Annotated in this window: 12 protein-coding genes; 10 read left to right on the forward strand and 2 right to left on the reverse strand. The window is 71.5% G+C overall.

Annotated features, from left to right (window positions below; all coding sequences use genetic code 11):
• The 8 genes from HG542_RS17790 to nuoN form a co-directional block, all read left to right on the forward strand.
• Positions 1-968: molybdopterin dinucleotide binding domain-containing protein (locus tag HG542_RS17790; RefSeq protein ID WP_171082604.1), on the forward strand; the 968-nt coding region annotated here is incomplete at its 5' end.
• A 38-nt stretch (positions 969-1,006) separates the two neighbouring features.
• On the forward strand, positions 1,007-2,353 hold the full coding sequence (gene nuoH / locus HG542_RS17795; protein WP_171082806.1) for an NADH-quinone oxidoreductase subunit NuoH: 1,347 nt from the start codon (positions 1,007-1,009) through the stop codon (positions 2,351-2,353).
• Entirely contained in the window at positions 2,346-2,924 is a 579-nt protein-coding gene (gene nuoI / locus HG542_RS17800) for an NADH-quinone oxidoreductase subunit NuoI (protein WP_171082608.1), read from the forward strand. The genes nuoH and nuoI overlap by 8 nt, the downstream gene beginning before the upstream one ends.
• Entirely contained in the window at positions 2,921-3,760 is an 840-nt protein-coding gene (locus HG542_RS17805; protein ID WP_171082610.1) for an NADH-quinone oxidoreductase subunit J, read from the forward strand. The genes nuoI and HG542_RS17805 overlap by 4 nt, the downstream gene beginning before the upstream one ends.
• The gene (gene nuoK / locus HG542_RS17810; RefSeq protein ID WP_171082612.1) at positions 3,757-4,056 is read left to right on the forward strand and encodes an NADH-quinone oxidoreductase subunit NuoK; all 300 of its coding nucleotides are present in this window, start codon (positions 3,757-3,759) and stop codon (positions 4,054-4,056) included. The genes HG542_RS17805 and nuoK overlap by 4 nt, the downstream gene beginning before the upstream one ends.
• A 12-nt stretch (positions 4,057-4,068) precedes the next feature.
• On the forward strand, positions 4,069-5,988 hold the full coding sequence (gene nuoL, locus HG542_RS17815; RefSeq protein ID WP_171082614.1) for an NADH-quinone oxidoreductase subunit L: 1,920 nt from the start codon (positions 4,069-4,071) through the stop codon (positions 5,986-5,988).
• A 3-nt stretch (positions 5,989-5,991) separates the two neighbouring features.
• Entirely contained in the window at positions 5,992-7,596 is a 1,605-nt protein-coding gene (locus HG542_RS17820) for an NADH-quinone oxidoreductase subunit M (RefSeq protein ID WP_171082617.1), read from the forward strand.
• Positions 7,593-9,275 (forward strand): NADH-quinone oxidoreductase subunit NuoN, encoded by a 1,683-nt coding sequence (gene nuoN, locus HG542_RS17825; protein ID WP_227727387.1) that lies wholly within the window; start codon positions 7,593-7,595, stop codon positions 9,273-9,275. Before HG542_RS17820 ends, nuoN begins: the two co-directional genes overlap by 4 nt.
• Before the next feature lie 101 nt (positions 9,276-9,376).
• On the opposite strand, the gene HG542_RS17830 is transcribed toward nuoN, so the two are convergent.
• Together HG542_RS17830 and fahA are read right to left on the reverse strand one after the other, a co-directional pair.
• Complete coding sequence (locus tag HG542_RS17830; protein ID WP_171082619.1) at positions 9,377-9,895, reverse strand: hypothetical protein; 519 nt, start codon at positions 9,893-9,895, stop codon at positions 9,377-9,379.
• Between the two features lie 80 nt (positions 9,896-9,975).
• Complete coding sequence (fahA, locus tag HG542_RS17835) at positions 9,976-11,151, reverse strand: fumarylacetoacetase (protein WP_171082621.1); 1,176 nt, start codon at positions 11,149-11,151, stop codon at positions 9,976-9,978.
• Positions 11,152-11,448: 297 nt separating this feature from the next.
• Between fahA and HG542_RS17840 the strand changes: the two genes are divergently transcribed.
• Positions 11,449-12,681 carry a carboxylate--amine ligase gene (locus tag HG542_RS17840; protein WP_373313210.1) on the forward strand — a complete coding sequence of 411 codons (1,233 nt, stop codon included), beginning with the start codon at positions 11,449-11,451 and terminating at the stop codon, positions 12,679-12,681.
• 51 nt (positions 12,682-12,732) lie between these two features.
• Complete coding sequence (locus tag HG542_RS17845) at positions 12,733-13,932, forward strand: NAD(P)-binding domain-containing protein (protein WP_171082623.1); 1,200 nt, start codon at positions 12,733-12,735, stop codon at positions 13,930-13,932.
• Positions 13,933-13,967 lie beyond the last annotated feature (35 nt).

The raw sequence follows: 13,967 nt of genomic DNA on the forward strand, positions 1-13,967 counted from the left end.
CCGGGGCGACCGGTGCGGCGCTGGTGTGGATCCCGCGCCGGGCGGGCGAGCGGGGCGCACTCGAAGCGGGCGCCCTGCCGGGGCTGCTGCCGGGCGGGCGCCCGGCGACGGATCCGCGGGCGCGCGAGGAGACGGCGGCCGCCTGGGGCGTGGCCGAACTGCCGCGCAGCCCCGGGCGGGACACCGGCCAGATCGTCGAGGCCGCCGCCTCGGGCGAGCTGGGCGCGCTGGTGGTGGCCGGGCTGGAGCCCGCGGACCTGCCCGACCCGGCGCGGGTGCGTGAGGCGCTGGACGCGGTCGGGTTCCTGGTGAGCCTGGAGCAGCGGCCGGGCGAGGTGACGGAGCGGGCGGACGTGGTGCTGCCGGTCGCGGCCGTGGCCGAGAAGCCGGGCACGTACGTCGACTGGGAAGGCCGGGCCCGCCCGTTCGAGGCGGCGGTCCGGCCGGACCAGGCGACGACCCGGCAGCCCATGCCGGACGCGCGCGTGCTGCACATGCTGGCCGCCGCCATGGACGTGGACCTGGCACTGCCCGATGTGCCGTCGGCGCGGGCCGAGTTGGAGCGGCTGGGCCGCTGGCGGGGCGAGTGGGCGTCCGGCCCCTCCGAGCCCGCGCGCCCGGTGCCGCGGCCGCAGGCCGGGGAGGCGGTGCTCGCCGGGCACCGGCTGCTGCTCGACCGGGGCCGGCTCCAGGAGGGCGACGACGCGCTGGCCGCCACCCGGCACGCGGCCCTCGCACGGGTGTCGGCGGCGACGGCGGAGGAGGCGGGCGTCAAGGACGGCGACGTGCTCCGGGTGACCGGCCCGGCCGGGTCCGTCCAACTGCCCCTGAAGGTCACCGCGATGCCGGACCGGGTGGTGTGGCTGCCGCTGAACTCCACGGGCGGGGGCGTGGCCTCCGACACCGGCGCCCAGCCCGGCGCGGTGGTCCGCATCGGCCCCGCGACGACTCCGGAGGTGCAGTCGTGAACGTCCCGCACACGGTCCTCGCCGCCGAGGACCTGTCCATGTTCGGCTCCGACCCGTGGTGGCTGGTGCTGATCAAGGCCGTGTTCTGCTTCGCGTTCCTCATGCTGACCGTGCTGTTCTCGATCGTCTGGGAGCGCAAGGTCGTGGCGTGGATGCAGCTGCGCATCGGCCCCAACCGGCACGGCCCGTGGGGTCTGCTGCAGTCGCTGGCCGACGGCATCAAGCTGATGCTCAAGGAGGACGTGGTCGTCCGCCGCGCGGACAGGATCGTCTACGTCCTGGCCCCGGTCGTCGCCGCGATCCCCGCGTTCATGGCCATCGCCGTGATCCCCTTCGGGCCCGCGCACGACGAGATCTCGATCTTCGGCCACCGCACCACCATGCAGCTCACCGACCTGCCGATCGCGGTGCTCTACATCCTGGCCGTCGCCTCGGTGGGCATCTACGGGATCGTGCTGGCCGGCTGGTCCTCCGGCTCGACCTATCCGCTGCTCGGCGGGCTGCGCTCCTGCGCGCAGATGATCTCCTACGAGATCGCGATGGGCGCGGCCTTCGCCTCGGTCTTCCTCTACTCCGGCTCGATGTCGACGTCGACGATCGTCGAGGCACAGCACGACCGCTGGTACGTCCTGCTGCTGCCGGTCTCCTTCCTCGTCTACATCGCGACGATGGTCGGCGAGACCAACCGGGCCCCGTTCGACATGCCGGAGTCCGAGGGCGACCTGGTCGGCGGCTTCAACACCGAGTACTCGTCGATCAAGTTCGCGATGTTCATGCTCGCCGAGTACGTCAACATGGTCACGGTCTCGGCGGTGGCGACCACCCTCTTCCTGGGCGGCTGGCAGGCCCCGTATCCGCTCTCGGCGGTGTGGCCGGGGGCGAACCACGGCTGGTGGCCGCTGCTGTGGTTCGTCATCAAGGTGCAGGTGCTGCTGTTCTTCTTCATCTGGCTGCGCGGCACGCTGCCCCGGGTGCGCTACGACCAGCTGATGAAGCTGGGCTGGAAGGTGCTCATCCCGGTCTCGGTGGTCTGGCTGATGCTCGTCGCGACCGTGCGGGCGCTGCGGAACGAGAACTACGACTTCCAGGACATCGTGCTCTACGTCGGCGGCGCGGTGCTCACGGTGCTGCTGCTGTCCTTCCTCGTCGACGTCTTCCGGGAGCGGGACGGCGGCGGGAAGCACGCGGGCGGGGTGCCCGCCGGCCAAGCCGGGCCGGGGGCAGGGCCGTTCGGCCCGGTGGCGGGCGGCTTCCCCGTGCCGCCGCTGCCCGGCCAGGAGGTGCCGCACGTGCCGCGGCGGCGGCCGCGCCGGGAGCGGGAGCCCGTTGTCAGTGGCGGGGTGGACACTCTGAGTGACGGAAAGGAGGCGGGGGGCAGTGTCTGACTTCCAGAACCCCGTGGCCGGCTTTGGCGTGACCTTCAAGGCCATGTTCAGGAGGCGGCTCACCGAGCAGTATCCGGAGTACAAGAAGCCGACCGCGCCGCGCTTCCACGGCCGCCACCAGCTCAACCGGCATCCCGACGGCCTGGAGAAGTGCATCGGCTGCGAGCTGTGCGCCTGGGCCTGCCCGGCGGACGCCATCTACGTGGAGGGCGCGGACAACACCGAGGAGGAGCGCTACTCCCCGGGCGAGCGGTACGGCCGCGTCTACCAGATCAACTATCTGCGCTGCATCCTGTGCGGCCTGTGCGTCGAGGCGTGCCCCACGCGGGCGCTGACGATGACCAATCAGTACGAACTGGCCGACGAGAGCCGCGAGTCGCTGATCTACACCAAGGAGCAGCTGCTGGCCGGCCTCGAAGAGGGCATGGTCGACACCCCGCACGCGATCTTCCCCGGCATGACCGAACAGGACTACTACCGGGGGCTGGTGACGGAGGCGGCGCCGGGCACGGTCCGGCAGCCGGCGGTGTCCAGGGGCGAACACCCCGAAGAGGAAGGGGCGGACGCATGAGCGCCCTCGCGGACGCCGTCTCGTCCACGTCCACCGGTGAGGCCGTGCAGTTCTGGATCCTGGCGGTGGTCGCCGTGGCCGGGGCGCTCGGCACGGTGTTGATAAGGAAGGCCGTGCACAGTGCGCTGTGCCTCGCCGGGACGATGATCGTCCTCGCGGTCTTCTACCTCGCCAACGGCGCCTACTTCCTCGGCATCGTGCAGATCGTCGTCTACACCGGCGCGATCATGATGCTGTTCCTCTTCGTCGTCATGCTGGTCGGCGTCACCGCCGCGGACTCCCTGAAGGAGACCATCAAGGGCCAGCGCGTGCTCGCCGGACTGTGCGTCCTGGGCTTCGGCATCCTGCTCGCCGCGGGCATCGCCAACGCCTCGCTGCACCGGTTCAACGGGCTCGGCCAGGCCAACTCCGGTGGGAACGTGCAGGGGCTGGCGGCGCTGATCTTCACCAAGTACGTCTTCGCCTTCGAACTCACCGGCGCACTGCTCATCACCGCGGCCGTCGGCGCGATGGTGCTCACCCACCGGGAGCGCACCGAGCGCGCCGCCACCCAGCGCGAGCGGTCCGAGGCGCGCGTCCGCACGGGCACCCAGGTCCCCCCGCTGCCCGCGCCCGGCGTCTACGCCCGGCACAACGCGGTCGACGTCCCCGGCCTGCTGCCCGACGGCACGGCGTCCGAGCTCACCGTCAGCCCGACACTGCGCGACCGCGGCCAGATCCGCGACGTGTCCGGCGAGGCCCTCGCCGAGCTCGCCGCGCTGGAGCAGCGCGCGCAGGAGCGGCTGGAGAGCGGCCGCGGCGAGGAGAGCGCGCACGGACAGGGAGCCGCCAAGTGAACCCGGTCAACTACCTCTACCTCGCGGCCCTGTTGTTCACCATCGGGGCGGCCGGTGTGCTCGTCCGGCGGAACGCGATCGTCGTCTTCATGTGCATCGAGCTGATGCTGAACGCCTGCAACCTGGCGTTCGTCACGTTCTCCCGGATGCACGGCACGCTCGACGGCCAGATCATCGCCTTCTTCACGATGGTCGTGGCGGCCGCCGAGGTCGTCGTCGGCCTCGCGATCATCGTGAGCATCTTCCGCTCCCGCCACTCGGCCTCGGTCGACGACGCCAGCCTGCTGAAGCTGTAAGGGGACGCAGACGTGGAGAACCTCATCGGATTGCTCGTCCTGGTGCCCTTGCTGGGCGCGGGCGTGCTGTTGTGCGGCGGGCGCCGGCTCGATCGCAGCGGGCCGTGGGTGGGCACCGGGCTCGCGGCCGTGTCCTTCGTGCTCGGCGTGTGGCTCTTCGCCGACATGCTGGGCAGGAAGGGCGACAACCGGGCGCTGGACGTCACGGTGTTCAGCTGGGTGCCGGTCGGCGGTTTCCGGGCCGACGTCGGCTTCCACCTCGACCAGCTGTCGATGACCTTCGTCCTGCTGATCACGGGCGTGGGCTCGCTGATCCACCTCTACTCGGTCGGCTACATGGCGCACGACGAGCGGCCGCGGCGCTTCTTCGGCTACCTCAACCTCTTCCTCGCCGCGATGCTGCTGCTCGTCCTCGCCGACAACTACCTGCTGCTGTACGCCGGATGGGAGGGCGTGGGCCTCGCCTCCTACCTGCTGATCGGCTTCTGGCAGCACAAGCCCAGCGCTGCGACGGCGGCGAAGAAGGCCTTCCTCGTCAACCGCGTCGGCGACATGGGCCTGTCCATCGCGATCATGGTCATGTTCACCACCTTCGGCACCTTCTCCTTCGCGCCCGTCCTCGCCCACGCGGACCAGGCGGGCGAGGGGAAGCTCACGGCCATCGGCCTGCTGCTCCTGCTCGGCGCGTGCGGCAAGTCGGCCCAGGTGCCGCTGCAGTCCTGGCTCGGGGACGCGATGGAGGGCCCGACTCCCGTCTCGGCCCTGATCCACGCGGCCACGATGGTGACGGCCGGGGTGTATCTGATCACCCGGTCCTCGGCGATCTTCAACGGGGCGCCGGACGCGCAGACGGCCGTGGTCACGGTCGGCGCGGTCACGCTCCTCTTCGGTGCGATCGTCGGTTGCGCGAAGGACGACATCAAGAAGGCCCTGGCCGGTTCGACGATGTCCCAGATCGGCTACATGATCCTCGCCGCGGGCCTCGGGCCGGTCGGCTACGTCTTCGCGATCATGCACCTGGTCACCCACGGCTTCTTCAAGGCCGGGCTCTTCCTCGGTGCCGGTTCGGTGATGCACGGTATGAACGACGAGGTGGACATGCGCCGTTACGGCGGCCTCCGCTCGTACATGCCCGTCACGTTCTGGACGTTCGGCCTCGGCTATCTCGCCATCATCGGCTTCCCGGGCCTGTCCGGCTTCTTCTCCAAGGACAAGATCATCGAGGCCGCCTTCGCCAAGGGCGGCACCGAGGGCTGGATCCTGGGCGCCGCCGCCCTGCTGGGCGCGGCCATCACCGCGTACTACATGACGCGCGTGATGCTGCTGACCTTCTTCGGCGAGAAGCGCTGGCAGCCGACAGTGTCTGACAGCGGCTCCGCCGCGGAGGACGGCAACCTGCCGCACCCGCACGAGTCGCCGAAGACCATGACGATCCCGATGATCCTGCTCGCCGTCGGATCGGTCTTCGCCGGTGGCCTGTTCAGCATCAACAGCGCCTTCCTGAAATGGCTGGAGCCCGTCACCGGGCACGCCGAGGGACACTCGCCGGTCGGCGCCGGGCAGGTCACCGCGGCCACCATGGTCGTCCTCGTGATCGGCGCCGCCGTCGCCTGGCAGCAGTACGGGCGCTCGCCCGTGCCGGTCACGGCGCCGCGCGGCACGCTCCTCACCCGGGCGGCCCGGCGCGACCTGCTGCAGGACGACTTCAACCACGTCGTGCTGGTGCGCGGCGGCGAGCACCTCACGCGCAGCCTGGTCTACGTCGACCACAAGCTCGTCGACGGCGTGGTCAACGGCACCGCGGCCTCCGTCGGCGGGCTGTCGGGCCGGATGCGCCGGCTGCAGAACGGCTTCGCGCGGTCGTACGCGGTCTCGATGTTCGGCGGCGCGGCGGTGCTGATCGCCGCGACCCTGCTGATGAGGGCGGTATAAGCCATGACTTCTCTGCTGACGGTCACGGCGGCGGTGCCCGCGCTCGGCGCGGTGGCCACGGCCGCGGTCCCCGCCGCGCGCCGCACCGCCGCCAAGTGGCTCGCGCTGGCCTTCTCGCTCGCCACGCTGGGCCTCGCCGGGGTGCAGCTGGCGCAGTTCGATCCGCATGCGGCCGGGCCCTTCCAGCTCACCGAATCGCACGCCTGGATCAAGGACTTCGGGGTGCGGTACGAGCTGGGCGTCGACGGCATCGCGGTGGTGCTGATCGCGCTCACCGCGGTGCTGGTGCCCTTCGTCGTCCTGGCCGGCTGGCACGATGCCGACCCGCTGGAGACGCACTCGAAGCGCTGGCGGCCCACGCAGGGCTTCTTCGCGCTCATCCTCATGGTCGAGGCGATGGTGGTGATCGCCTTCGAGGCCACCGACGTCTTCCTCTTCTACATCTTCTTCGAAGCCATGCTCATCCCGATGTACTTCCTCATCGGCGGCTTCGGGGACCGGGCGGGGGAGCGCACCGAGGAGGAAGCAGCGGCCCAACGCTCGTACGCGGCCGTCAAGTTCCTGCTCTACAACCTGGCCGGCGGTCTCATCATGCTGGCCGCGGTCGTCGGGCTGTACGCGGTCACCGCCCACCAGCTGGGCACCGGCACCTTCTCCCTCCAGGAGATCCTCCAGGCGCGCGCCGCGGGCAGGCTGCACTTCGCGACCGTCACCGAACGCGCCCTGTTCCTCGGCTTCTTCTTCGCCTTCGCGGTGAAGGCGCCGCTGTGGCCGGTGCACACCTGGCTGCCCAACGCCATGACGGAGTCCACGGCCCCGGTCGCCGTGCTCATCACCGCGGTGGTCGACAAGGTCGGCACGTTCGCGATGCTGCGCTTCTGCCTCCAGCTCTTCCCCGAGGCCTCGAAGTGGGCGACCCCGGTGATCCTGGTGCTGTCGCTGATCAGCATCCTCTACGGGGCGCTGCTGGCCGTCGGCCAGCGGGACATCAAGCGGCTGATCGCCTACGCCTCGATCTCGCACTTCGGCTTCATCATCCTGGGCATCTTCGCGATGACCACCCAGGGCCAGGGCGGTGCCACGCTCTACATGGTCAACCACGGGATCTCCACGGCGGCGTTGATGCTGATCGCGGGCTTCCTGATCTCGCGCCGCGGTTCGCGGCTCATCGCGGACTACGGCGGCGTGCAGAAGGTGGCGCCGGTCCTCGCCGGCACCTTCCTGGTGGCCGGTCTGGCCACGCTGTCGCTGCCGGGCCTGGCGCCCTTCGTCTCCGAATTCCTGGTGCTCGTCGGCACGTTCAGCCGACACCCGGTGATCGGCGGGGTGGCGACCCTCGGCATCGTGCTGGCCGCGCTCTACGTCCTCGTCCTCTACCAGCGCACCATGACCGGCCCGGTGCGCGAGCCGGTGCGCGGCATGCCGGACCTCAGGGTGCGCGAACTGGCCGTCGTGGCACCGCTGATCGCGCTGCTGCTGTTCCTCGGCGTCTATCCCAAGCCGCTGACCCGGATGATCGACCCGGCCGTCGCGCACACGATGGCGCAGGTGGACCGGACCGATCCCAAGCCGCCCGTGCAGGCGAACGATGTGGAGGCCGCGAAGTGAGTCACCCGGCATCCGTGCAGGCCGTCCATGCCGCCCAGACTGTCCACAGCCTGTGGACAAGTGTGGCGGCCGAGGCACCACGGAAGATCCCCGGCCCGCACATCGAGTACGCCCAGCTGTCCCCGACGCTGATCGTCCTCGGTGCCGCGGTCCTGGGCGTCCTCGTCGAGGCGTTCCTGCCGCGCCGCGCCCGCCATATCTCCCAAGTCGTGCTGGCCGTCGTCGGGTTGGCCGCCTCCTTCGCCGCCGTCGTCGCGCTGGCGGCCGACGGCTACGCGACCGACAAGGCGCATATCGCGGCCATGGGGGCGCTGGCCGTCGACGGCCCGGCGCTGTTCCTGCAGGGCGTGATCATTCTCGTCTCCCTGGTCGCGGTGTTCACCTTCGCCGAGCGCCGGCTCGACCCGGCCGCGCACGGCCGCCCGGTGGACTCCTTCGTCGCCGAGGGCGCCGCGGTGCCCGGCGGCGACGCCGAGCGCAGGGCGGTGAAGGCGGGCCTGACCACGACCGAGGTCTTCCCGGTGCTGCTCTTCGCAGTCGCGGGCATGCTCGTCTTCCCCGCCGCCAACGACCTGTTGACGCTCTTCGTGGCCCTGGAGGTCTTCTCCCTCCCGCTGTACGTGCTGTGCGGGCTGGCCCGGCGGCAGCGGCTGCTCTCGCAGGAGGCGGCCGTCAAGTACTTCCTCCTCGGCGCCTTCTCCTCGGCGTTCCTGCTCTTCGGCATCGCGCTGCTCTACGGCTACGCGGGCACGGTCACCTACGCGGGCATCGCCGAGGTCGTCGGCGGCACGACGCCGACGGTCGACCCGGCGCTCGCATCGACCATGGGCAACGACGTGCTGCTGCTGACCGGCGGCGCGATGGTGCTGATGGGCCTGCTGTTCAAGGTGGGCGCGGTGCCGTTCCACATGTGGACCCCGGACGTGTACCAGGGCGCCCCCACGCCGGTGACGGGCTTCATGGCGGCGGCGACGAAGGTCGCCGCCTTCGGGGCCCTGTTGCGGCTGCTGTACGTGGTGCTGCCGGGCATGCGCTGGGACTGGCGGCCGGTGATGTGGGGCGTCGCGATCGTCACGATGCTGATCGGTGCGGTCGTGGCCGTCACGCAGACGGACGTGAAGCGGCTGCTGGCCTACTCGTCCATCGCGCACGCGGGCTTCATCCTGGCCGGTGTCATCGCGGTGACGCCCGACGGTGTCTCGTCGGTGCTGTTCTACCTCGCGGCGTACTCGTTCGTGACGCTGGGCGCGTTCGCGGTGGTGACGCTGGTGCGGGACGCGGGCGGCGAGGCGACGCACCTGTCCAAGTGGGCCGGTCTCGGGCGGCGTTCGCCGCTGGTGGCGGCGGTGTTCGCGGTGTTCCTGCTGGCGTTCGCGGGCATCCCGCTGACGAGCGGGTTCGCGGGGAAGTTCGCGGTCTTCAAGGCCGCGGCGCAGGGCGGGGCGGCACCGCTGGTCGTCGTGGGTGTGCTGGCGTCCGCGATCGCGGCGTTCTTCTACATCCGGGTGATCGTGCTGATGTTCTTCAGCGAACCGAAGGCGGAGGGCCCGACGGTGGCGGTACCGAGCCCGCTGACGTCGACGGCGATCGCGATCGGGGTGGCGGTGACGGTGGTCCTGGGCGTGGCCCCGCAGTACTTCCTGGATTTGGCGGGCCAGGCGGGGACGTTCGTGCGCTGAACGGACACCCCGCGCCCCGCACCCCGTTTCCCCGCGCCCCGTAAGGGGCGCGGGGAACTGCGCGACCAGCCCAAGCCGACCCGCAGCCGAAGAACGACCGCTCAGTGCCCGATCTTGCTGAGGTCCGGCAACTGCGGCATCTGCCCACCGGAAGCGCCCCCGGGCGCACCCGCCTTGGTAAAGGTCTCCTTGACCCCCGAGGCCCAAGCGATCGTCAGCGACGATCCATCCGCCTTCTCGACGGTGCCGTGCGTCCGCTTGGTGTCACCGTCGGCACAGGTCAGGTCCAGCGCGGCCGGCTTGGCCTGGTTGATGCCGCCGCTGCACTTGTGGGCGCCGTTGACCACGGCGGCCTTGGTGCCGCTGATGTAGAGACCGACGGCGCCGTCGGGCGACTTGAGGTCGGCCCAGCCGCCGTTCAGCGCGGCGGCGTCGGCCTTGTTGTTGGAACCCGGGTCCGGGGCCGGGGCGTTGCTGCCCGGCGCAGCCGGCTGCGCGCTGGCGGTCGGCTTGTCGCCGTCCGCCTTCTTGTCGCCGCCGCTGTCACTGCTCTTGCTGCAACCGGTCATCAGCACAGCGGCGATGCACGCCGCCCCCGTGATCTGTACTGCCTTGCGCACTACGTGCCCTTCCGTTGTCCTCGTGGAACTGGACACGACAAGTTAGCAGCGCGACTCCGGTACGCACCCCGCGCCCGTCCCTACGCCGTGCGCGCCGGGAGGATGCGCCCGCGGACCTCGCCCAGCCCGATGCGCGCGCCGTCGGCGCCCGGTGCCCACGCCGTCAGCACGACCTCGTCGCCGTCCGCGAGGTACGGCCCCTTGCCCTGCGTGAGTTCGAGCAGGCAGCCCAGCTGGTCGGGCTCGGGACCGCTCACCGTGCCGGACGCGTAGAGGTCGCCGGTGCGCAACGAGGCGCCGTTGACGGTCATATGGGCCAGCTGCTGGGCCGCGGTCCAGTACATGGAGGCGAACGGCGGCCGCGAGACGACCTCCCCGTTGATGCGCACCTCGATCCGCAGGTCGATGCCGCCGGGTTCGGCGGCGCTGTCGTCCAGGTACGGCAGCAGCGGGTGCGTGCGCTCCGGCGGTGCCGTGCGGGCCGCGTCGAAGGCCTCCAGCGGGGTGATCCACGCCGAGACGGACGTCGCGAAGGACTTGCCGAGGAACGGGCCGAGCGGCACGTACTCCCATGCCTGGACGTCGCGCGCCGACCAGTCGTTGACGAGGCAGACGCCGAAGACGTGCTCGCGGAACTCCCCGATCGGCACAGGAGTTGCGGCCGGTGCCGGAGTGCCGACGACGAAGCCGACCTCGGCCTCGATGTCGAGCCGCAACGACGGCCCGAACGAGGGCAGTTCGGCGTCGGGGGCCTTGCGCTGGCCCTGCGGGCGCACGACGTCGGTGCCCGACACCACGACCGTGCCCGCGCGCCCGTGGTAACCGATGGGCAGGTGCTTCCAGTTGGGCGTGAGCGGGTCCATGCCGGGGCGGAAGATGCGGCCCACGTTGGTGGCGTGGTGCTCGCTGGCGTAGAAGTCGACGTAGTCGGCGACCTCGAACGGCAGGTGGAGCGTCACCGCGTCCAGCGGGAGGAAGTACGGCTCCTGCAGCCAGCCGCGGATCTCCCGCCGTACGGCCTCCCACACCGGACGCCCGGCCGCCATCAGCGCGTTGAGCGTGGGCTGCGCGAGCAGCCCGGCGTGGGCGGAGCCGTGCGCGGCCGCCGCGGCCGCCGCGTCGAGGACATGGTCGCCGAGGCGGACGCCGACGCGGGGGCGGTCCGGCGCGTCGGGCGTGCTGAAGATTCCGTACGGAAGGGTGGCCGCGCCGAAGGGGTCGCCTTCGGGCAGTTCGCTCGGGCTGTGCACGTGCATGGTGATGCTGCCTCGCCTTCTCCTGGACGTCCGGACGCTCCGGTTCGGCCCCGGGGGCCGGTCCACACATTACGTCGTGAATGTTCCATGGCAAGAGGTGTTCGAGGGGCCGCCCGATCGTTGGCTAAAGGGGGAGCAATGTCCGGTAACTCCTTGCTGGAAGCGGCGATTCCGAAGTAGCGTCCTAAGTCGGGTCACACTCATTGGGGGGCCGCTGAGGCTGGGTGGCCGAGGGGGGTGCTGGTGGCGATCAGGCGCGCGCCCGTAGCGGCGGACCGGTCCGTACCAGGTTTGATCGTGAAGATCGGTGACTATCCCCTGCACCACGGCGGGGTGGGCGCGATCCGCAGCCTCGGCCGGCTGGGGGTCCCGATGTACGCGGTCACCGAGGACCGCTGGACCCCCGCGGCGCTCTCCCGCTATCTCACCGCGGGCTTCGTCTGGCCCACCACGGGCACCGAGCCCGCGGAGGAGCTGGTCGCCGGCCTGCTGGGGATCGGGCGGCGGATCGGCCGGCCCGCGGTGCTGGTGCCCACGGACGAGGAGGCGGCCGTCCTCGTCGCCGAGCACGCCGCCGAACTCGCCGGCAGCTTCCTCTTCCCCCCGGTCGAGCAGGGGCTGCCCCGCAGACTCGCGAGCAAGCAGGGGCTGCACGAACTGTGCACGGAACACGGGGTGCCCACCCCGGCCACGCTGTTCCCCGTCTCGTTCGAGGAGATCGAGAAGTACGCGTCCGTCGCCCGTTTCCCCGTGGTCGCCAAGAACCGCGAGGCCTTCGAGCGGCGCCGCAGGCCCGCCGTGCACGGCACGACCCGCATCGGCGGCCCCCGCGAACTGCTGGACCTGGCCCGGGAATGGGGCCCGGAACCCGGCGTGATCCTGCAGGAGTACCTGCCGCGCGAGGAGGCGGAGGACTGGATCGTCCACGCCTACTTCGACGCCGAGTCCGCGCCGCTGGCCCTGTTCACCGGCGTGAAGGTGCGCTCCTGGCCGCCGCACGCGGGCATGACGGCCAACGCCTACATCGTCGACAACCCCGAACTGGCCGCGATGGCCGAGCAGTTCATCAAGCGCATCGGCTTCTGCGGGATCATCGACCTGGACTGGCGCTTCGACCGCCGCGACGGGCAGTACAAGCTGCTCGACTTCAACCCGCGGATGGGCGCCCAGTTCCGCATGTTCGAGAACGAGGCCGGCATCGACGTCGTCCGGGCCCAGCACCTCGACCTCACCGGCCGCAAGGTGCCCGAGGGCGAGCAGCTCACGGGGCGCCGCTTCGTCGTCGAGAACATCGACCTGCCCGCCCTGGCCGCGTACCGCCGCAGCGGCTATACCACCCCGCACGCCCCCGCCCGGGCCAGCGGCACCGAGCTGGCGTGGGCCGCGCGCGACGACATCAAGCCCTTCTTCACCATGCTCGCCCGGTTCGTACGGCCGGGAGTCCGGCACCTGCGGCAGCTGTGGCGCTCCCGGCGCCGCGCCGCCGCCGCGGCGGCCGTGGAGCAGTCCGCCGAGCAGTCCGCCCGATAAGCCCTGGCCCGCACAGGCCCTGGAGCGAGGAACGCCCTGGAGGGGGAGCACGTGACACTTCCGGTAGCAGTCATCGGGGCCGGCCCGTACGGCCTCTCGACCGCGGCCCACCTCAAAGCGCGCAACGTGCCCACGCGGGTCTTCGGCGCGCCGATGGTGAGCTGGCGCGAGCACATGCCCGCCGGGATGCTGCTCAAATCCACCCCGGTCGCCTCGAGCATCGACGCCCCGCAGCCGGGCCACACGCTGTCCGACTTCTGCCTGGACACGGGAGAAGGCCGCTACGAGTCCGACTGGGACGTCATCCCCGGCGACACCTTCTCCCGGTACGGACTGTGGTTCCAGGAGCGGCTGGTGCCCGCGCTGGAGCAGGTGCGCGTGGTGTCCGTGGAGCGGCGCGACCATGGCGCCGGCTTCGAGCTGAAGCTGGACTCGGGCGAGCAGTTCGCCGCCCGCGCGGTGGTCGTCGCCACCGGGCTGAGCGGGCTGGCGCACCTGCCGCCCGAGCTGGCCGCGGCGGCCCCGGACGGCCCCGCGCCGGGTGCCGCCTTCTCGCACAGCTCCCAGCACCGCGACCTGTCCGGCTTCGCGGGGCGCGAGGTCGTGGTCGTCGGCGCCGGACAGTCCGCCCTGGAGACCGCGGTGCTGCTGGCCGACGCGGGGGCGACCGTGCGCGTGGTCGCCCGCAGGCGCGGCGCGGTGCGCTTCGGGGCGCCGCCGGACGGGCAGTCCCTGCTGAAGCCGGACACGCCGTTCGGGCGCGCCTGGTCGCTGTACGCCTTCTCGTACCACGCGGACCGCTTCCGCCATCTGCCGTCGCCGACCCGGGGTTTCCTGGTGCGCCGGGTGCTCGGGCCGCTCGGGGCCTGGTGGCTGCGGGACCGGTTCGTCGGCCGGGTGCAGGTCAGCGAGGGGCGGCGAATCACCGGTGCCCGGACGGAGGACGGGCGCGCCGTGCTCACGCTGACGGGTGACGGGGGCGTCACGAGCGAGATGCGCGCCGACCACGTCATCGCCGCCACCGGCTACCGCATGGACCTCGGCGCGCTCGACTTCCTCGGGGCCGGGCTGCGCGCCCGGCTGGCGGTGGCGGCCGGCGGACCGCGGCTCGGGGCCGGTTACCGGTCCTCGGTGCCGGGCCTCTTCTTCACCGGGCTGCCCGCGGCGGCCAGCTACGGGCCGGTGATGCGGTTCGTGTGCGGGACGGAGTACGCGTCGCCGCGGCTCGCGCGGGCGGTCGCGGCGCTGTAGCAGAACCGGATCCACGAACGCCGGACGGGTATTTC

Origin of the sequence: Streptomyces morookaense, from assembly GCF_013030945.1 — a bacterium.
GTDB classification, from domain to species: Bacteria; Actinomycetota; Actinomycetes; order Streptomycetales; family Streptomycetaceae; genus Streptomyces; species Streptomyces morookaensis.